Origin of the sequence: Streptomyces cyaneochromogenes (genome assembly GCF_003963535.1) — a bacterium.
Taxonomy (GTDB): domain Bacteria; phylum Actinomycetota; class Actinomycetes; order Streptomycetales; family Streptomycetaceae; genus Streptomyces; species Streptomyces shaanxiensis.
On sequence record NZ_CP034539.1, the window covers coordinates 2,805,523 to 2,824,379 of the forward strand.

Here is an 18,857-nt window from a genome sequence, read left to right on the forward strand (position 1 = left end):
AACGGCCGTACCTGCTTCACCGTGTCCGCGGCCATAGATCCGGGTCCGGCGCGAACCGGATCCGCAGCTCGCCGTCCCGCAGCGCGGCCCCGTCCACCCCGCACCGGCGCAGGGCCGACGGCAGGGGCACGATACGCCGGAACTGTCCTGCGGTGACGACGAGTTCGTCGCCGCGCCGGATGAGATCGAGCTCGTCGCGTTCGGCGCCGGGCAGGGGGATGCTCCAGACGAGGACGCCGTCGTCGGCGAGCCGGTCGGTGACGGGCCACTCGACGGTGGACGAGGTGCGGTTGACGTGGGGCACGGCGAGGGCGGCGAGATCGTCGGTGCCCCGGGGATCCCGCCCGAGATGGGCGATGTCGTGGACCTCGTGGCCCTCCTCCCGCCACTCCTCCAGGACCTTGCGCTGCTGGGCGACGGGCCCGGCGAGCCAGCTCCCGGCCGCCGCCTCCGCCTCCGGCAGGACCCGGTTGGCGATCAGCAGGTCGGGGCGCAGGCCGCGCAGCGCGAGCGCGAGGCCGGCGGCGCGCACGGCGTCGGCGCCGCCCGGGCCCGGCTCGGCGACCAGCCGTACGACGGTGTCGCGGTCGGCGACGACGGCCTCCACGGCGGCGAGCTCGACGTCCCAGCGGGCCGCGGTCTCGTACAGCCACTCCGCGGGCATCGGCACCCCGGCCAGCCGGCCCAGGACGGGCCGCAGGGCACGGGCCGCCTGGCGCTCGGGCGGGAGCAGCCGGCGCAGATAGCGGCGCAGCTCCTCGGGGAGGGAGAGCAGGGCGAGGGCGTGCGGGGTGGCCGGCAGGTCGACGACGAGGAGGTCATGGGCCTCGGCGAGCGCGGCGTCGCGCAGGGCACGCAGCAGTGCGAGTTCCTCGGCACCGGGCAGGGGGGTGACCTCCTCCGGGTCGAGGCGGGAGGCGCCGAGGAGGTCGAGGGCGGAGGCGGCGCGTTCCTGGAAGGCGGCGAGGTCGTCCCGGAAGCCGGTGGCGGCGTCGGGGCGCCAGGCGGCGAGGTTCTCGGTGACCTTGGTGGGAGCCGCTCCCGTCCGCACGCCGAGTGCCGCGCCCAGGGTGTCGGTGCGGTCGGCGCTGAGGACGAGGGTGCGGGTGCCTTCGCGGGCGGCGGCGCGCGCCGTGGCGGCGGCGATGGTGGTACGGCCGCTGCCGCCAGGGCCCGTGATCAGGATCGTGCGCATGGGGGTGAACCGTAGCCGACCGTCCAGCCCGCCCGGCCTTTGAGGACGAGGCCCCTTCAGGGCCGAAGCGGGGGTCCGGGGGCCGCAGCCCCCAGGGACGGGTGGGGACGGCGGGGGTGAGGTATCCGTCAGCCGCTCCGCCGCGGGCCTACTTGCCCGACTCCACCCGCTTCTTCAGCCCGGCCAGCGCCCGGTCGATGATGACCTTCTCGGCCTTCCGCTTGATCATCCCCAGCATCGGGATCTTGACGTCCACCGTCAGCCGGTAGGTGACCTCGGTCGAACCCTCCCCCGCCGGCTTGAGGATGTACGAGCCGTCGAGCGAGCGCAGCATCTGGGACTTCACCAGCGTCCAGGAGACCTCGTGCTCGCCGGTCCAGGTGTAGCCCAGCACCTGGTCGTCCTTGATCGCGCCGGCGTCCATGACGAGGCGGACCTGCTCGGCGCGGCCCTGCGCGTCCGTCGCGAGGACCTCCGCCTCCTTCACCTCGCCGGTCCAGTCCGGGTAGCGGGCGAAGTCGGCGATCACCCCCATGACATCGGCCGGTGCCGCCTCGATCGTGATGCTCGAGCTGGTGTGTTCCGCCATCGCCGTGGCTCCTCCAGATGCGGGCCGGTATGAAGTCGTGGTGCGCACGCGTGTGCAGCGTGAAGGCTACCGCGCGTCCGACGGGCCGACTCCACCCCCACCTGCGCCGTCGTCGCGAAAACGCCCACCCCACCCGAATTCACTCACCATTCCAGCGCCCACGGCTTCCCCGACCCGGCGAAGTGCCCCACGTTCACGCACTCCGTCGCCCCGATGCGCATCCGCCGGGCCAGCGGCTGATGCACATGACCGAAAAGGGAGTAGCGGGGGCGGGTCCGGCGAATAGCCTCCAGCAGCGCCCGGCTCCCGCGCTCGAAGCGCCGCGCGACCGTGTCGTACACCAACTCCGGGACCTCCGGGGGAATGTGCGTGCACAGCACGTCCACCTCGCCCACGGCCTCGATCTTCGCCGCGTACTCCTCGTCGCTGATCTCGTAGGGCGTGCGCATGGGGGTACGCAGGCCGCCGCCGACGAAGCCGAAGACCCAGCCGCCGATCTCCACCCGCTCCCCGTCCAGCACGGTCGTGCCCGGTTGGGCGTACTCCGGCCACAGAGGCGGCATGTCGACATTGCCGTAGGTGGCGTACGTCGGTGTCGGGAACGCCGCGAACATCTCGGCGTACTGTTTGCGGACCGCCTTCTCGATCACCGCGCCCCGGTCCGAGCCGATCCCGGCCCACAGCCGCCGGCCGAGCTCCCGCGCCTCGTCGAAGCGCCGGGCGGTCCGCAGTTCCACGATGCGGTCGGCGTTCTCCACCCCGAAGAGGTCGGGGAAGATGCCGCGCGAGTGGTCGGCGTAGTCCAGGAACAGCACCAGGTCGCCCAGACAGATCAGGGCGTCCGCGCCCTCGCCGGCCGTGGCCAGGTCGCGGGCGTTGCCGTGTACGTCGCTGACCACATGGACGCGCGTCCTGCGGTTTCCCGTCGGTGTCGGTGCCATGACGATCAAGGGTAGGCGTGTGCGGCATACGTGAACAGTGCCGGGCGGACCGATGGTTACTGGCCAGTCGTCAGACCGCTCGACTACTGTGCGCGCAGAAGCACCAAACCGTGTGACGCAGCGAACATCTCGCCGGGACCCCCTGTCGAAGAAGCCATACCGGCGGGTAACGTCCGGTCGGTCCAGTCGTGCTCTGGATTTCAACATGTGAATTCCAGAGCACCTGCCCGAGCCTTGGACCGCACCGTCGCATCACACAACGTCGTGGCGCCGGCGCCCTATGAGGAGCAGCAGTCTTGCGCGAGTTCAGCCTTCCGGCTTTGTACGAGGTCCCTGCGGACGGCAATCTGACCGACATCGTCCGCAGAAACGCCGCGCAGCACCCGGACGTCGCCGTCATCGCCCGCAAGGTGGGCGGTGCCTGGCAGGACGTGACGGCCACCGCCTTCCTCGCCGAGGTGCGCGCGGCCGCGAAGGGGCTCATCGCCGCCGGGGTCCAGCCGGGCGACCGGGTCGGCCTGATGTCCCGCACCCGCTACGAGTGGACCCTCCTCGACTTCGCGATCTGGTCGGCGGGCGCGGTCACCGTGCCGGTGTACGAGACCAGCTCCCCGGAGCAGGTGCAGTGGATCCTCAGTGACTCGGGCGCCACCGCCGTGATCACGGAGCTGGACAACCACACGGCCGCCGTCGAGTCGGTGCGCGACCAGCTGCCCGCGCTCAAGCACGTCTGGCAGATCGAGGCCGGGGGCGTGGAGGAGCTGGGGCGGCTCGGGCAGGACATCGGCGACGCCACGGTCGAGGAGCGCAGCTCGCAGGCGAAGGCCGACGACCCGGCGACGATCGTCTACACCTCCGGCACCACCGGGCGCCCCAAGGGCTGTGTCCTCACCCACCGCAGCTTCTTCGCGGAGTGCGGCAACATCGTGGAGCGCCTGCGTCCGCTGTTCCGCACCGGCGAGTGCTCCGTCCTGCTCTTCCTCCCTCTCGCCCACGTCTTCGGCCGACTGGTGCAGATCGCGCCGATGATGGCGCCGATCAAGCTGGGCACCGTCCCGGACATCAAGGACCTCACCGACGAGCTGGCCGCGTTCCGCCCGACGCTGATCCTGGGTGTGCCGCGCGTCTTCGAGAAGGTCTACAACTCGGCGCGCGCCAAGGCGCAGGCGGACGGCAAGGGCAAGATCTTCGACAAGGCGGCGGACACCGCGATCGCCTACAGCAAGGCGCTGGACACCCCGTCGGGCCCGTCCGTGGGCCTGAAGATCAAGCACAAGGTCTTCGACAAGCTCGTCTACAGCAAGCTGCGCGCGGTGCTCGGCGGCAAGGGCGAGTACGCCATCTCCGGCGGTGCCCCGCTGGGCGAGCGCCTCGGGCACTTCTTCCGCGGCATCGGCTTCACGGTCCTGGAGGGCTACGGGCTGACCGAGTCCTGCGCCGCGACCGCCTTCAACCCCTGGGACCGCCAGAAGATCGGCACGGTCGGCCAGCCGCTGCCGGGCTCGGTCGTGCGCATCGCAGACGACGGTGAGGTGCTGCTGCACGGCGAGCACCTGTTCAAGGAGTACTGGAACAACCCGGGCGCGACCGAGGAGGCGCTGGCCGACGGCTGGTTCCACACCGGCGACATCGGCACCCTCGACGAGGACGGCTACCTCAGGATCACCGGCCGCAAGAAGGAGATCATCGTCACCGCGGGCGGCAAGAACGTCGCGCCGGCCGTGATCGAGGACCGTATCCGGGCGCACGCGCTGGTTGCGGAGTGCATGGTGGTGGGCGACGGGCGGCCGTTCGTGGGCGCGCTGGTCACCATCGACGAGGAGTTCCTGGGCCGCTGGGCCGCCGAGCACGGCAAGCCCGCGGATGCCACCGCGGCGTCACTGACCGGGGACGCGGACCTGAACGCGGCGATCCAGGCCGCGATCGACGACGGCAACGCCGCGGTGTCGAAGGCGGAATCGGTGCGGAAGTTCCGCATTCTCTCCTCCCAGTTCACGGAGGACTCGGGCCATCTGACGCCGTCGCTCAAGCTCAAGCGCAACGTCGTGGCGAAGGACTTCGCGGACGAGATCGAGGCGATCTACCAGAAGTAGTACGCCCGCTCAAAAGCGGTACGACGGTTATGGCGCGGTGTCCTCCACGAGGACCCGCGCCATCGTGCGTTCGGCGAGCGCCGTGATCGTCACGAACGGGTTCACACCGATCGACCCGGGCACGAGCGAGCCGTCGGTGACGTAGAGCTTCGAATACCCCTTGACCCTTCCGTAGTTGTCGGTCGCCTTCCCCAGCACACAGCCGCCCAGCGGGTGGTACGTGAAGTCGTCGGCGAAGACCTTGCTCGACGAGCCGAACAGGTCGTACCGGTAGATGGTGGCGTTGGCCGAGTTGATCCGGTCGAACAGCTTCTTGGCCATGCCCACCGACACCGCGCTCTGGGCGGCGCTCCAGCCGAGTCTCACGGCTCCCGTGCCGCTGTCGTACGAGAACGACGCCCGCGACGGATTCTTGGTGATCGCCAGATAGAGGCTGACCCAGTGCTCCAGCCCCGTCGGCAGGGGCGCGATCTCGGCGAAGACGGGGTTGGCGGTGTTGGCCCAGTCGTCGATGCCCATGACCGGCATGGTCGACTGGTTCGCCCCGACCGTGTCCCACAGGTGGTTGGCCCGCCCGAGCATCACGTTGCCGTTGGTGCCCCACCCGGTTCCGACGCTCGCGTCCAGGGCGGACAGGGTGCCCGACTCGCGGGCGCGGACGAGGAGTTCGGTGGTGCCGATGCTGCCGCCGCCGAGGAAGAGGTACGTACAGCCGTACTCCTTGGTCTCCACGACGGCGCCGGTGTCGTCGATCCGGTCGGCGGTCAGGACGTACGTCCCGTCGGCGGCCCTGCTGATCGACTTGACCCGCTCCAGGGTGTGGATGGTGACGTTCCCGGTGCCGAGCGCGGAGGCCAGGTACGTCTTGTCGAGGGTGCGTTTGCCGTGGTTGTTGCCGTAGATGACCTCGCCCGCCAGTGCGGACCTGGTGGCCGTGCCGGCCGCCTCGCGCTGCATGTACCCGAAGTCGTAGACGTTGGGCACGAAGGTGGTCCTCAGACCGGTGTTGGCCGCGTGTCTGCGGGAGATCCGGGTGAAGCGGTACCACTCGGTCGACTCGAACCACGCGGGGTCGATGGTGTTGACGCCCAGCATGGAGCGGGCGCGCGGGAAGTACGTGCCGTACATCTCCGCGGTGTCCACGGTCGGGAACTGCTCGGCGAAGTAGGACTGGAGCGGGGTGACCGCCATGCCGCCGTTGACCAGGGAGCCGCCGCCGACGCCCCGGCCGACGTACACGGACATGTGGTCGTAGCGGACGCGGTCCAGGACTCCGGGGTAGGAGCTGATGTCCTTGTTGACGACGTCCAGCCAGAGGAAGGTGGCGAGCGGGGCCTCGGTACGGGTGCGGAACCACATGGAGCGGTGGTCGGGGGCGCTGGTGGAGCAGAAGAGCTTGCCGTCGGGGCCGGGGGTGTTCCAGAGGCGGCCCATTTCGAGGACGACCGTGCGGATGCCCGCCTGGCCGAGGCGCAGGGCTGCGACCGCGCCGCCGTAGCCGGAGCCGATGACGATCGCGGGGGCGGATTCGACTGCGTCGGGCTCGGCGGCTTGGGCGGACTGGAGGGCGATGCGGGTGAAGCCGAGGGCGGCGGCCGTCTGTAGTGCCGCCATTCCGAGGATTTGACGTCTTGTCAGCTGACGCTGCATCAGGTTTGATGTCATGTGCGCAGCATGTGCGGATTATTGGGTTCCGCCTAGTGGGGTGGCGCGTATTCGCCGTGGGCGCGTGCGGGTCGTCCGTGGCTTGTCGCGCCGTTCCCCGCGCCCCTGAAAGAGAGGGCGTTGCACTACAGCAGCGTTTTCAGGTTCTCCGCCAGTAGGTCCCAGCGCCACTTCTCCTCGACCCATTCGCGGCCCCGCTCGCCCATCCGGCTGCGCAGCTCCGCGTCTCCCAGGAGCGTGACGATGCGGTCGGCCGCCTCGTCCGGGGAGCCGCCCCTCACCACCCAACCCGTCTCGCCGTCGAGCACCGCGTCCGGGGCACCGCCCGAATCCCCGGCCACGACCGGCAGGCCCGTCGCCGAGGCCTCCAGGTAGACGATGCCGAGGCCCTCGACGTCGAGTCCCCGCCGCCTCGTCCGGCACGGCATCGCGAAGACGTCCCCGGCGCCGTAGTGCGCGGGCAGTTCGGACCAGGGAACCGGACCGGTGAACCGGACCGAGTCGGCGACGCCCGTCTCGTGGGCAAGTCGGCGCAGGTCCTGCTCGTACGGGCCGCCCCCGACGATCAGCAGGACGGCCTCCGGCTCGGCGGCGAGGATGCGGGGCATGGCCAGGATCAGCGTGTCCTGGCCCTTGCGCGGCACCAGCCGGGAGACGCAGACCACCACCGGCCGGTCCGTCAGCCCGAGCCGGGCCCGGATCTCGGCGCCGCCGGACTCCGGATGGAAGGTCTTCTCGTCCACCCCCGGCGGCAGCTGCACCATCCGCGAGGCCGCCTGAGGCGTCAGTGCGGTCGCGATGCGCGAGCGCGTGTACTCGCCGAGGTAGGTGATCGTGTCCGTCGTCTCACCGATCCGCCCCAGCAGCTGCCGGGCCGCGGGCAGCTGGGCCCACCCCGCCTCGTGGCCGTGGGTCGTGGCCACCAGCCGCTCGGCGCCCGCCCTGCGCAGTGCCGGTGCCATCAGGCCGAGCGGTGCCGCCGCCCCGAACCAGACCGACGTACAGCCGTGCTCGCGCAGCAGGCCGACCGCCCGCCGGGTCGCCCCGGGGGTGGGCAGCAGCATCGTCGTACGGTCCCGGACGACCTTGAAGGGCTGTTCCGCGTCGAAGGCGGCCGTGGCCTCGACGCCCTCGCGGCCGCGCTTCCAGGTGGAGGCGTAGACGACCAGCCGCTCCGGGTCGAGCCGCAGTGCCATGTTGTGCAGGAACGCCTGGATACCGCCGGGGCGGGGCGGGAAGTCGTTGGTCACGATCAGGGTCTTGTGCATCGCCGCCGACCTTACCGAAGCCGCTGTTCACAGCCGGGGCCCGGCCATGCTTATGGCCCGCTCACAGTTGGAGGAGACATCATGTTCTCCTCAAGGCGGGATGCGAACGGCAGGGGATCCGGTGGAGACGACGGGCACGCGGCGGTCCCTGGCGTGGCTTGTGGGGATCTGGGGCCTGACCAGGGTGCTCCTGCTGCTCTTCGTGTTCAAGGTGTACATCTTCCCCGGCCCCGACGTCACCAGCGACGTGTCGGTGATCTACCAGGGCTGGTACGAGGTGCTGCGCACCGGAACGTTCCCGCTGGACGACGTCACCTGGCAGTACCCGCCCGCCGCCGCCCTCGCGATCCTCTCCCCCGCGCTGGTGTTCTGGCTGGACTACCCGTCGGCGTTCTTCGTCCTCGCCTTCGCCGCCGACCTGGCCGTGCTGCTGCTCCTGCTGTACGCGGGCGTGCGCCCGGGCCGGACGCTGCGCGGGGCCTGGGTGTGGGTGGTGGGCGTACCGCTGCTCGGGCCGACCGTGTACGCGCGCTACGACGTGATGGTCACCGCCGTCGCCGTGGCCGCGCTGCTCGCGGGCGCCCGGCGTCCCCGGCTGATGGGCGCGCTGACCGCCTTCGCGGCGATGCTGAAGGTGTGGCCCGTGCTGCTGCTGGTCGCGGCCCGCAGACGCGCCGCCTGGGGCTGGGCGGCGCTGACCGCCGGCGCCCTCGCGGCGGTGTTCGCCCTCACCATGCCCGGCGCCTTCGCCTTCCTGACCTTCCAGCGCGACCGCGGCACCGAGGTGGAGTCACTGGGCTCGCTGGTCTTCCATGTGGCCCGGCAGTACGGCTGGGACGGCCAGGTGCTGCTGAACTACGGCTCGGTGGAGTTCCTCGGCCCGTACGTCGACGTCGTCAGCACGGCCGCCCTGGCCCTCAGCGGGCTCGCCTTCGGGTGGCTGCTGCTGTGGCGGCTGAAGGCGCGGCGGTTCCTGTCGCACACGCTCGCGGACGCGGCCTTCGTGGCGGTGCTGATGTTCGTGACGACGAGCCGGGTGATCAGCCCGCAGTACATGGTGTGGCTGGTCGGCCTCGCGGCCGTGTGCCTGTGCTTCCGCGGCAGCCGGATGACGCTGCCCGTCGGCCTGGTCCTCGCGGCGTCCCTGGTGACGGTGCTGGAGTTCCCGGTCTGGTTCGCGCACGTCGTCGCCAGCGACGACCTCGGTGTCACCCTCCTGTTCCTGCGCAACGGCCTGCTGGTCGTCGCCACGCTCCTCGCGGCCCGCGTGCTCTGGCGCTCGACGGTGACCCGGACCGCCCCATTCCCCCTGCCGCCTCAGGCCACCCGCACCAAGGAGACGTCCCCGCCCTCCTGACGCCGGGCCCGCCGCCGCAGCCACAGCACCGCCGCGCACTGCACCCCCATGGCGAGCGCCAGCGCCAGGCACACGCCGGGCAGGCCGAGGCCGGACAGCACGAACGCGAGCGGCAGCTGCACGGCCGTGCCGAGCACGGTCACCCGCAGCAGCACCGGCGCCTGCCCGCTCCCCTCGAAGACCCCGCCGAGCGCGATGAAGCAGGCCATCACAACGAGATACGGCCCGACGCAGCGCAGGAACAGCACCCCGTCGTCGGCCACGGCGGGCCCGGCGCCGAACGCGGCCATGATCCACGGGGCGGCGATCCCCAGCGCCGCGGCCGCCACCAGCCCCGCGCTCCCGGACACCAGCACCGCCTGCCGCCCGATCGCCCGCCGCTCGTCCCGGCCGGCGCCGAGCAGGTGCGCGGTGTGGATGGAGGCGGCCTGGCGTACGGCGTAGAAGGCCATGGTGGCGACGTACATGACCTTGTACGCGATCGAGTACGCCGCCACCGCCGTCACCCCGAGCCGCGCCACGATCGCCACCAGCACCAGCGCGCCCGCCTGCCGCACGGTGAAGTCGGCCGACATGGGCAGCCCGGTGCGCAGCGTCCGCCGTGCCGCCCCGGCGAGCGACCCGGCGGGCCGCGCCCCGGCGGCCGCGCGCAGCAGCCCGTTCCGGCGCAGGGCGACCAGCCCCACCCCCAGGGCCAGGCTCCGGCACAGCACGGTCGCGGCGGCGGCGCCCTGGACGCCGTACAGGTGGATCAGGAACGGATCGCAGACCAGGATCAGCCCATTGGCGAGCAGCGCGAGCCGCATCGGGGTCCTGGTGTCGCCGGCGCCCTTGAGGATCCCGTCGACCAGTTGCTGCGCGAAGAACACCGCCGTCCCCGGCAGCGAGATCGCGAAGTAGCCCACCGCGAGCGGCACCGCCGCGCCCTCCCCGCCGCCGAGCACCAGCCGCGCCAACGGCTCCCGCAGCAGGAACCCGCCCACCACGACCACCGGCGTGACCAGCGCCCACACCGCCCAGCCCCCGCGCACCGCCGCCCGCACCGCCGCCGCGTCCCGCGCGCCCCTGGCGTGCGCGACCAGCACGGTCGTACCGGAGCCGAAGACGAGCGCCACGCCGAGCAGGACGTTCTCGGTGTTGGTGGCGACCGCCACGGCGGCCACGGCCGGACCGCCGAGCCGGGACACCCAGACCGTGTTGATGATCCCGGCGGCGACGGAGGCGAGGAGCGAGAGGTAGACGGGGTGGGCCAGCGAGACGAGGTGCTTGCGGTGCGTGTTCACGGAGCGTCCTCCTTGGCCTTCCGGAGCTACCTCGATTCGAGGTAGCTCGATAAGAGGTACCATCGACTCGTCACGCCCGCAAGGAGGACCATGCTGGAGCTGTCGATCCTGGGATTCCTGGCCGAAGAACCCCTGCACGGCTATGAGTTGAAGGAGCGCATCAAGGCGCTGAGCGGTCACGTCCGCCCCGTGAGCGACGGCGCGCTCTATCCGGCGATCACGCGGCTCATCAAGGCGGGCAAGCTCGACGAGCACACGGAGCCGGGCGCGAGCGCCGCCCCGCGCCGGATCCTGTCGCTCACCGACCGGGGACGCGCGGACCTGCTGGAACACCTGCGCCACCCCAAGCAGGTCGAGATCACGGACCAGGTGCGCTTCAACACGGTCCTGTCCTTCCTACGGCACCTGCCGGACCGCCGCGAACAGGCCGAAGTGCTGCGCCGCAGGCTGGAGTTCCTCACTGCGCCGACGAGCTTCTTCTACGAGGACGGGAAGCCCGTGCGGGCGGAGGAGGCCGAGGACCTGTTCCGGCAGGGCATGCTGCGGGTGGCCCGGGCGACCGGCGAGGCGGAACGCGCGTGGCTCACGGATGCGATCGCTCAGCTCGATCCGCCGAACTGAGCCCGCAGGTACTCCCGCCACTCCCCCGTGAACTCCGCCGGCGACGTCCCGAGTACGTCCTCCAGCGCGCCCTCGACCGCCCCCGCCCGCTCCTTGTGCGCGCCCACGGCCCGGTAGAACTCGACGAGTCCGACCTCGCCCCAGCGCTCCGCGATCATCCGGCAGGCCATCCACCCGCTCTCGTAGGCCCGCGCCAGCCTGCCCGAGTCGCCGGTGAAGCCGAAGTCGGCGTCGGCGGGGAGCTCCCGCGGTACCCGGCCCTCGGTCACCGCATGCCGCAGTTCGGGCGCGGCCTGGGACGGGGAGCGGCCGCTGCCGAGGTAGCCGACCCAGTCGGCGTACCCCTCGGAGAGCCACAGCGGGGTGGCGGCGGTGGTGTGGGCGCGGGTGGCGACATGGGTGGCCTCGTGGGTGAGGACGACCTGTTTGCCGGTGGCACCGAGCACGCCGTACGCGTCGGGGTTGACGATGATCCGGTCCGCGGGCGCGTTCGCCGGGGCGCCGGTCTCGCCGGTGGTGACCGCGGCGATCCCACGGTAGGAGGAGGCGGGCGAGGCGAGGAGCCCCGCCATGTCGGCGAGCGAAGCCGGCACCAGGACCACGATGCGCCGGGCCCAGTCCGTGCCCCACGCCTGTGACACGGCGGGCACCGCGTCGTCCGCCAGCTCCGCGTACTTCCGCAGCGCGGCGGACTGCCCGGCGCCCATGACGAGGCTGCGCTCCCCCCGTACGACGTTCACCTGGCCCTGGTCCCACAGTTGTTCGGCGGAGCCCTTCGCGGGCCGGTCGGCCTCGACGTACCAGCCGCCTCCCGCGTCGAGGCTCAGGCTGAGCGTGCGGCCGGCCGTGACGGGAGCCCGGTCGTAGCCCTGGACGCGATAGCGCAGCTCGGCCTCGGCGGTGGCGGTGTCGCCGGTGTGGTGCAGGCGGGTCAGGCGGTACGACCAGTCGGCGAGGGGCACGGCGCGCAGGTTGCCGAACCAGTCCTGGGCGCCCGTGCGCAGAAAGGCCGCCCGGTCACGGTCGAGTACCGCGGCCGCCCGCACGTCGAGGACGCGCTGCACCTCGGCCCGCGCGCTGTCGGTGGCGGGCCGCCCGCCGCACCCCACCAGGGAGACGAGCAGCAGACAGAGCGCCACGACGACCCGCGTTCCCGACGCCCGCCTTCGACCAGCCACTTCCCGATCGTACGGCGGCGCGGGCGCGGAGGTCAGACCCGTGCCGGACCCTGATGACCGCCGTCAGACCCGGGTGACCGTCGCGCCCGGCATCATGCCGACCGGGTCGTAGCGCACGGGTGCGCCGGGGTAGGGCGCGTGGATCACCTGGCCGTTGCCGACGTACATCCCGACATGACTGGCGTCGGAGCGGTAGGTGACGACGTCGCCGGGCTGGGCCTCGGAGAGCGGGACCTGCCGGCCGGCGTACCGCTGGCCCTGCGAGGTGCGCGGCATGGCGACGCCGGCCTGGGCGTACGACCACTGGATCAGGCCCGAACAGTCGAAGCCGGAGGGGCCGTTGGCGCCCCAGATGTACGGCTTGCCCACGGCGGAGTGGGCGGCGGCGAGGGCGGCCGCGGCACGGCCCGAGGGCGGGAGGGCGCTGCCGAAGTCGGGCATGAAGTCGCGGCCGGAGCGGGAGGCGCGGTCGTAGGCGGCGCGGTCACTCGCCGTCAGGGTGTTGAGGAGCCTGCGGGCCTGGGCGAGTTTGCGCTCGACGGTCCGCTTGTGGGTGGCGACGGCCTTGCGGCTCCGGTCCAGTTCGAGGAGCTTCTTCGCCGCCTCGGCGCGCTCCTGGGCGAGGACGCGCATGGCGTCCTGGAGGTCCTGCAGCTCGCCGGCCTGGTGGGCGCTGATCCGGGCGATCCGGGCGGCCTTGTCGAGGTAGTCGGCCGGGTCGTCGGAGAGCAGCAGGGCCAGGGAGGGGTCGATGCCGCCGGAGCGGTACTGGGCGCCGGCCAGCAGACCCAGGGCGTCCCGCATGGAGTTGATGCTGTCCTGCTGGCGGGCGATCCGGTCCTGTGTCCGGCCGACCTGGTCGCGGAGCTTGTCGGCGCGCTCGTCGGCCTTGTTGTAGGCCTCGGTGGCCTTCTCGGCCTCCTCGTAGAGGCGGTCCACCTTGGTCCGGGTGTCGTCGTGCGGCGTGGCCGTGGCCGGTGCGACCCCGAGGGCCGTGGCGGCGGCTGACATGACACAGAGCGCTGCACCGGCGCCCCGGTCGAACCCGGACGATGCAAGACGGCGATGGGACCCCACGGGAAGCCGCTCTCCTTCCGCTCGCGGACAAGGACCGTTCCCCCGGCAGCGGGGGAAACGCGGCAGACAGTAACTCCGTGGCGGCGTGACGACCAACGACCTCCGTGGCCACGCAAAGTGACGCCCCGCCTCTGACGCAGGTCATCGGCGGGGCGCGGGGTCAGCGAGCGCTGTCGTGATTCGCCCGTTCGGGCGGCACGGCGTGTTGATCTTGGAGGCGTTCGGCCGGGGTCAGATCCGGACGCCGAACTGGAACGGCATGTTGTTGATCGACTCGTAGCGGACGACCGTGCCGCTGCGCGGGGCGTGCAGGATCTGGCCGTTGCCGGCGTAGAAGCCGACGTGGTGCAGGTCGCCGTAGAAGATGACCAGGTCACCGACCCTGAGCTCGCTCTGCGAGTAGATCCTGGTGCCGGCGTTGGCCTGGGCCTGCGAGGTGCGCGGGATGGAGACGCCGGCCTGGGCGTAGGCCCAGGAGGTCAGGCCCGAGCAGTCGTAGGAGGCGGTGCCGGTGGCGCCGTAGACGTACGGCTTGCCGATCTGGCTCTGGGCGGCCTGGAAGGCGGCCTGGGCCCGGCCGGAGGCGGAGCCGACGTTGCCGAGGTCCACGCGGTCGGCGGCGGAGCGGCTGGCGCGGGCCTCCTCGGCGGCGAGGGCGGCCTTCTCCGCGGCCGTCAGGGTGTTGAGCAGCTTCTGCGCCTCGGCGAGCTTGGCCTGGACTTCCTTCTTCTTCTTGCCCAGCTCGGTGCGGGTGGAGGAGAGGTCCTTGAGCTTGTCGGCGGCCTCGGCGCGCTGCTGGGACAGCTCGCGCTGCTTCTCCTGGATCTTCTTCAGCGAGTCGACCTGCTGGGCGCTCAGCTGGTCCATGGTGGACGCCTTGTCCAGGTAGTCGTCCGGGTCGGACGACAGGAACAGCTGGACGGAGGAGTCGATGCTGCCCGTGCGGTACTGGGCGGCGGCCGCCAGGCCCATGGCGTCGCGCAGCTCGTTGAGCTCTTCCTGGCCGCGCGCGACGTTGTCCTGGATGGTGGAGATCTCCTTCTGGAGCTTCTCCTGCTTCTCCTTGGCCCCGTTGAACTTCTCGGTGGCCTGCTCGGCCTGCTCGTAGAGCTTGTCGACCTTGGCCTTGACCTCGTCCTTGCTCGGCTTCTCGCTGGGGGCCGCGTTGGCCGCCTGCGAACTGATGGCCACGGCAGCAGCCGCCGCGGTGGTCAGCACGGTCACACGTGCTCGGCTCGGCTGCTTGGGTCGACGGTGGGACGCCACTGAGGTGAAACCCTTCTTGTGAGTGATCACCCGCTCGGAGGTTCGACGCCAGACCCTAGTGACCCTCTTGTGATCAGATCAAATCCTCACACGAAAAATCTCGTCACACCGGCCATTCTTTACACACAACTCACATGTGGTGACGCGGGCTTGACACTACGTTGCGCGTCAGCTAGGTCAATTCGGGCATTGCCCCTGTACGTTGACCTATTCAGGACAGTCGCTTGAGAAGCACCGCAGAAGCCACCGGCCGCGCTCCGGCCCGGGCCACCCCGTCGGCCACCTCGCGGTCGGTCGAGGCGACGATGACCGGACGGCCCGGCGGCTCGGCGCGCACCAGCTGGCGGATCAACTCGTCGGCGGTCACACCGGGCTTGGAGAACAGCACCCGCACCCCGCGCGGCGGCGCGAGCAGCACCGGCGCGGCCAGCTCGGCCCCGTCGAAGACACAGGTCACCTCTGCCCCGGTTTGGGCGGCGAGCTGCGAGAGCTGGCCGAGCAGCCTGAGGCGCTGCTTCTCCAGCGGCATCTGGGGATAGCCGGTCTTGGTGACGTTGTAGCCGTCGACCACCAAGTGCGCCTGAGGCAGGGCGAGGAGCTGGTCGAGGATCGCGGGGTCGTTCTCGGACAGGGCCCGGGCGGCGATGTCCTTCGGGGTCATACGTCCCGGTTCGACCGCGTCGACGGTCTCGGCGGGCCGTACGGAGACCGGCGGCAACGCCAGTTCCCGGCGCAGCCCTTGGGTGGCGTCCAGCAGGGTGTCGAGCAGCAGCCGTACGCGCATGTCCTCCACGCTGCGCCCCTCGCGTGCCGCTCTGCGCGTGGCCTCCAGGGCCGCCTCGGCCTCCCCGAGCCGCGCCTTGAGCCGCCGGGTCTCGCTCTCGGCCGCGGAGAGCTGGGTCTGCCCCTCGGCGCGCACGGCCTCCATCTCGGCCTGGACCTTGCGCAGGGCGGCCTCGCCGCGCTTGACGTCGCTGACGGCGGCCCGCAGCTTCCGGTGAAGCGATTCGGCTTCCTTCTTCGCCGCGTCCAGCTCGGTGCGCAGCCGCTCGGTCTCGTGCCGGGTGTGCTCCCGGGCGTGGGCGAGCTCCTCGCGCAGCCGCTCCAGCTCGGCGCGGCTCTCCTCGCCGGCCCGCTCGGCGTCGGCCCGCTCGGCCTCCTCGCCGGCCGCGGTGACCAGCTTGACCCAGCCGGTGGGCCGCAGAACATAGGCCGCGGCCGCCACGTCGAGCGGATCCGCGGCCGGAGGCGCCGAGCCTGAGTCGAGAGCGCCGGAGAGCTCCGGCTGGGCCTCTCTGAACTTCTCCCCGATGCGCTGCCGGAACAGCGGATCGGTCTCCAGCGCCGCGGCCATCGCGTTGCCGGCGAACTTGGCCCGGCGGTTCGGTGCGAACCGGGCGTACTGCCGCAGTTGCGCGGGCAGTTCACCGACGGTCAGCCCGCCGAACCCGTCCGACACGATCTGCACGACCTTGCGCCGCACGCCGTCGGGCAGCGGACGGTCGAGCACCTCAGCGGCGCCGTCGCCCGGCCCCCCGCCTTGTGTCTCCACCATCCGTAACACCCCAATGCCTGTGCGGGATCCCCGTGGGGATCACCTGTACAGGGGCCCTCCCCCTCTCGAATTCGCTCGAGCGGGGGGACCCCCACCGTCAGGAGCCGGCGCCCGGCCTGTCCACGAGTTCCACCTTGTCCACCGCGTTGCACCAGCGGCAGCGCACCGACTCGATCGTCTCACTGAGCACCTCGCGCTCCTCGACCTTGGGCTCACCGGCCAGATCGAGGTGGACGTACTCCACGACCTTGGACGAGCGCGTCACGTCGAAACGCGTGAGGTTGCCGCAGAGGGTGCAGCGCCAGCGCGTCGCGGCGGTGGGCAGGGGAACCGTCATCGTGACCGTGCTCTTTTCCTTCTAGGTCTTCTATTGTCGGTGACGCTCCCGGACTCCCCGGTGCGTGTGGCTCGTAACCCTACGGCCTGGCGGGTACTCACCGCCTGTCCGTCTCGGGCGGCGAGGCGGTCTGGGCGGCTGCGTCCCGTTACGTCATGCTCTGTGTTCATGATCGGCAACTGGAGTGTGGCGTATTTCGGGACTCGGTTCGCCAGAGCGGGCCGATCGGCCCTGCGGTCGCCGGCGCCGGTGACCCACGGCCTGATCCTCCTGTGCTCCCTGCTCTTCCTGATCGGCCCGGCCGCGGGGCTCAATCCGGCGTACGGCTCCGGCGAGGGGCTGCTCGCCGCGCAGCGGGCCTACTTCCACCACTGGGGCGTGGTCCCCGCGGAGCTGTTCGAGGGGGCGCCCCGGGCCGCCCTCACACCTGCCACGGCCCTCTTCGTGCACGGCAGCTGGGTGCACCTGCTCGGCAACATGCTCTTCCTCTACGTCTTCGGCGCGATGACCGAGGAACGGATGGGCCGCGTCCAGTTCGCGCTCTTCTACCTGGGCTGCGGCTACCTGGCCCTGCTGGGCTACGCGGCCGCCAACGACGACTCCACCCAGTCCCTGGTCGGCGCGTCCGGGGCGATCTCGGCCGTCCTCGGCGCGTTCCTGTTCCTCTTCCCCGGGGCACGCGTGACAAGCCTGCTGCCGTTCCTGCTCTTCCTGCCGCTGCGCTTCCCGGCCTGGGTGGTGCTGCCCTTCTGGGTGGCCCTGCAGTGGGTGGCGGCGGGGCGGGCGGACCAGGGGCCGGGGGTGGCCTATCTGGCGCACCTGGTGGGCTTCGGTCTGGGCTTCGGCTTCGCGTGGGCCCGCTTCGCCCGGCCCGCTGCTGTGTCTTCCCGGGGGGCGCAGCACCCCACAGCGGCTCCGCCGCGGGCCGGACCCCCGGCAGAAAAACCAGGCCGGCCGGACCGCGAGTAGGGTGAGAGCCCCAGCAGCGGCCCCCGAGGAGAGAACCAGCCGTGATCACCGCGATCGTCCTCATCAAGACCAGCGTGGACCGGATCCCCGAGATCGCGGAGCGGATCGCTTCGCTGGAGAGCGTGACGGAGGTCTTCTCGGTCACCGGCACGTACGACCTGATCGCCATGGTGCGGGTCAAGCAGCACGAGGATCTCGCCGAGGTCATCCCGGGCCGGATCAGCAAGATCCCCGGCGTCGAGGGGACGGACACCCACGTGGCGTTCCGTACGTACTCCCAGCACGACATCGAGGCCGCGTTCGCCATCGGCCTGGACAGCTGAGCCCGTCCCCAGGATGAAGAGTTCTTCATCCTGGGCTCATCCTCACGGCCGGGCGCCCGCGGCAGGCTCGGCCGTATGGTCTTCTCGCATCGGATCGCGGCCCTGGCCGCCGTAGTGGCGATCCCGCTCGGCATCGCCGCGACCAGCTTCGCCCTCACCGACAGTCCCCAGTCCCCCAAGGTCCCGGCCAAGGTGGAACTGGACAGCGGCTCCCCCACGCCGACACCCACCCGGCCCGCACCGACGCCGAGCGACGAGGTCGTGTCCCGGCCGCCCGTGACCGACAGCACCGCGAGCGACGACGATGACGACGCCCCCGACCGGGAGACCGGAGACGACGACCGTGGTGAGCCCGGGGACGACGGCTGAACCTGTGCGCCGTCGTATCTCCGCCCGGGTCCGCATCCTGCTCTGGCTGCTGCTGGTGATGGCCGTGGGACTCGTGTCCGGCCCACCAGGCCGATCAGCTCTTCGTCCGGGTCGGCGTACTGCCGTACCAGGAACTCCCGCAGCAGCCGCGAGGGATCCGTGAAGGGACGGCCGGTCTCGGGGTCGACACTCCGCTCCTCGAAGTTGGCGAACTCACCGGCCTCCTGCGCGAGCAACCCGTTCACCCGGTGGTCGACGTCCCGCAGCAGGATCGAGCGCGTGGTCGTCGCCACGGCGCTGGGCGGCGAAGGCGCGCTCCAGCCGGTCGAGCATCGCGTTGAAGGTCTCGGCGAGCGCGGCGATGACGTCGCGTCCGTGCACCGGGATACGGCGGGTGAGGTCCTGCTCGGTGAGCTGCGCGGCAGCCGTGCGCACCAGGCGTACGGGCTTGAGGATGCGCCCGGAGACCGCCCTGCCGATGCCGGTCGTCATCAGCAGGGCGACCCCGGAGATGGCCAGCAGGATCCGGAACTCGTCGTTCACGGCGGCCTGTTCGCGCCCCGGGTGGAAGGCGACCACGAACGCGGCCTCCGTCGTGCCGCCGGCCCGGGCGACGGCCACCTTCGCCCAGCGGATCTCGCCCGACGCGCGCCGCAGCGTGCCCGTGGAGTCGGCGGAGTCGAAGACACGGCGACGGGCGTCGGCGTCCTCGTGCAGGGGGAGGGCGACGGGGATGTCGCGTGGCTGGATGATCTGCGCCGGGGTGTGGCC

17 protein-coding genes and 1 pseudogene are annotated in these 18,857 nt (G+C 71.5%); 6 read left to right on the forward strand and 12 right to left on the reverse strand.

The annotated features are described in order from the left end of the window. Positions 1–16 precede the first annotated feature (16 nt). From EJ357_RS12485 to EJ357_RS12495, 3 genes are all read right to left on the reverse strand, one after another. The gene (locus EJ357_RS12485; protein ID WP_126391579.1) at positions 17–1,195 is read right to left on the reverse strand and encodes an ArsA family ATPase; all 1,179 of its coding nucleotides are present in this window, start codon (positions 1,193–1,195) and stop codon (positions 17–19) included. 148 nt (positions 1,196–1,343) lie between these two features. Continuing rightward, on the reverse strand, positions 1,344–1,784 hold the full coding sequence (locus EJ357_RS12490; RefSeq protein WP_126391581.1) for an SRPBCC family protein: 441 nt from the start codon (positions 1,782–1,784) through the stop codon (positions 1,344–1,346). A gap of 143 nt (positions 1,785–1,927) precedes the next feature. Next, the gene (locus EJ357_RS12495) at positions 1,928–2,683 is read right to left on the reverse strand and encodes a metallophosphoesterase family protein (protein WP_175647813.1); all 756 of its coding nucleotides are present in this window, start codon (positions 2,681–2,683) and stop codon (positions 1,928–1,930) included. A gap of 338 nt (positions 2,684–3,021) precedes the next feature. On the opposite strand from EJ357_RS12495, the gene EJ357_RS12500 reads away from it, so the two are divergent. Beyond that, complete coding sequence (locus EJ357_RS12500) at positions 3,022–4,818, forward strand: AMP-dependent synthetase/ligase (RefSeq protein ID WP_126391584.1); 1,797 nt, start codon at positions 3,022–3,024, stop codon at positions 4,816–4,818. Positions 4,819–4,845: 27 nt separating this feature from the next. On the opposite strand, the gene EJ357_RS12505 is transcribed toward EJ357_RS12500, so the two are convergent. Both EJ357_RS12505 and EJ357_RS12510 read right to left on the reverse strand, forming a co-directional pair. Beyond that, the gene (locus EJ357_RS12505) at positions 4,846–6,468 is read right to left on the reverse strand and encodes a GMC oxidoreductase (RefSeq protein ID WP_456114838.1); all 1,623 of its coding nucleotides are present in this window, start codon (positions 6,466–6,468) and stop codon (positions 4,846–4,848) included. Between the two features lie 140 nt (positions 6,469–6,608). Next, complete coding sequence (locus EJ357_RS12510) at positions 6,609–7,751, reverse strand: glycosyltransferase family 4 protein (protein ID WP_126391587.1); 1,143 nt, start codon at positions 7,749–7,751, stop codon at positions 6,609–6,611. Positions 7,752–7,872: 121 nt separating this feature from the next. Here EJ357_RS12510 and EJ357_RS12515 point away from each other — a divergent pair, with 121 nt between their 5' ends. Beyond that, the gene (locus tag EJ357_RS12515; RefSeq protein WP_126391589.1) at positions 7,873–9,108 is read left to right on the forward strand and encodes a glycosyltransferase 87 family protein; all 1,236 of its coding nucleotides are present in this window, start codon (positions 7,873–7,875) and stop codon (positions 9,106–9,108) included. On the opposite strand, the gene EJ357_RS12520 is transcribed toward EJ357_RS12515, so the two are convergent. Further along, positions 9,069–10,391 (reverse strand): MATE family efflux transporter, encoded by a 1,323-nt coding sequence (locus tag EJ357_RS12520; protein ID WP_126391592.1) that lies wholly within the window; start codon positions 10,389–10,391, stop codon positions 9,069–9,071. The genes EJ357_RS12515 and EJ357_RS12520 overlap by 40 nt on opposite strands. 90 nt (positions 10,392–10,481) lie before the next feature. Here EJ357_RS12520 and EJ357_RS12525 point away from each other — a divergent pair, with 90 nt between their 5' ends. Beyond that, the gene (locus EJ357_RS12525) at positions 10,482–11,012 is read left to right on the forward strand and encodes a PadR family transcriptional regulator (RefSeq protein WP_126391594.1); all 531 of its coding nucleotides are present in this window, start codon (positions 10,482–10,484) and stop codon (positions 11,010–11,012) included. On the opposite strand, the gene EJ357_RS12530 is transcribed toward EJ357_RS12525, so the two are convergent. The 5 genes from EJ357_RS12530 to EJ357_RS12550 all read right to left on the reverse strand — a co-directional run bounded on the left by EJ357_RS12530 (position 10,991) and on the right by EJ357_RS12550 (position 16,425). Beyond that, positions 10,991–12,190: a hypothetical protein gene (locus EJ357_RS12530; protein ID WP_126391596.1), complete on the reverse strand. Its 1,200-nt coding sequence runs from the start codon at positions 12,188–12,190 to the stop codon at positions 10,991–10,993. The two genes, EJ357_RS12525 and EJ357_RS12530, sit on opposite strands and share 22 nt — an antisense overlap. A 63-nt stretch (positions 12,191–12,253) precedes the next feature. Then, positions 12,254–13,267: a C40 family peptidase gene (locus tag EJ357_RS12535; RefSeq protein WP_126391598.1), complete on the reverse strand. Its 1,014-nt coding sequence runs from the start codon at positions 13,265–13,267 to the stop codon at positions 12,254–12,256. A 231-nt stretch (positions 13,268–13,498) separates the two neighbouring features. Beyond that, entirely contained in the window at positions 13,499–14,533 is a 1,035-nt protein-coding gene (locus tag EJ357_RS12540) for a C40 family peptidase (protein ID WP_126391600.1), read from the reverse strand. Between the two features lie 211 nt (positions 14,534–14,744). After that, positions 14,745–16,088 carry an NYN domain-containing protein gene (locus tag EJ357_RS12545; RefSeq protein WP_126391602.1) on the reverse strand — a complete coding sequence of 448 codons (1,344 nt, stop codon included), beginning with the start codon at positions 16,086–16,088 and terminating at the stop codon, positions 14,745–14,747. A gap of 97 nt (positions 16,089–16,185) precedes the next feature. Then, the gene (locus EJ357_RS12550) at positions 16,186–16,425 is read right to left on the reverse strand and encodes a hypothetical protein (protein WP_007493071.1); all 240 of its coding nucleotides are present in this window, start codon (positions 16,423–16,425) and stop codon (positions 16,186–16,188) included. Positions 16,426–16,593: 168 nt separating this feature from the next. Between EJ357_RS12550 and EJ357_RS12555 the strand changes: the two genes are divergently transcribed. The 3 genes from EJ357_RS12555 to EJ357_RS12565 all read left to right on the forward strand — a co-directional run bounded on the left by EJ357_RS12555 (position 16,594) and on the right by EJ357_RS12565 (position 18,086). Beyond that, positions 16,594–17,394 carry a rhomboid family intramembrane serine protease gene (locus tag EJ357_RS12555; RefSeq protein ID WP_126391604.1) on the forward strand — a complete coding sequence of 267 codons (801 nt, stop codon included), beginning with the start codon at positions 16,594–16,596 and terminating at the stop codon, positions 17,392–17,394. A gap of 41 nt (positions 17,395–17,435) precedes the next feature. Beyond that, positions 17,436–17,717, forward strand: coding sequence for an Lrp/AsnC family transcriptional regulator (locus EJ357_RS12560; protein WP_048585175.1), 282 nt, complete (start codon positions 17,436–17,438; stop codon positions 17,715–17,717). Positions 17,718–17,792: 75 nt separating this feature from the next. After that, a complete protein-coding gene (locus EJ357_RS12565) occupies positions 17,793–18,086 on the forward strand; it encodes a small secreted hydrophilic protein (RefSeq protein WP_126391606.1) in 294 nt (97 codons plus the stop codon). A gap of 276 nt (positions 18,087–18,362) precedes the next feature. Here EJ357_RS12565 and EJ357_RS12580 read toward each other — a convergent pair. Next, a pseudogene (locus tag EJ357_RS12580) lies at positions 18,363–18,857 on the reverse strand (HAMP domain-containing protein); the annotation flags it as partial.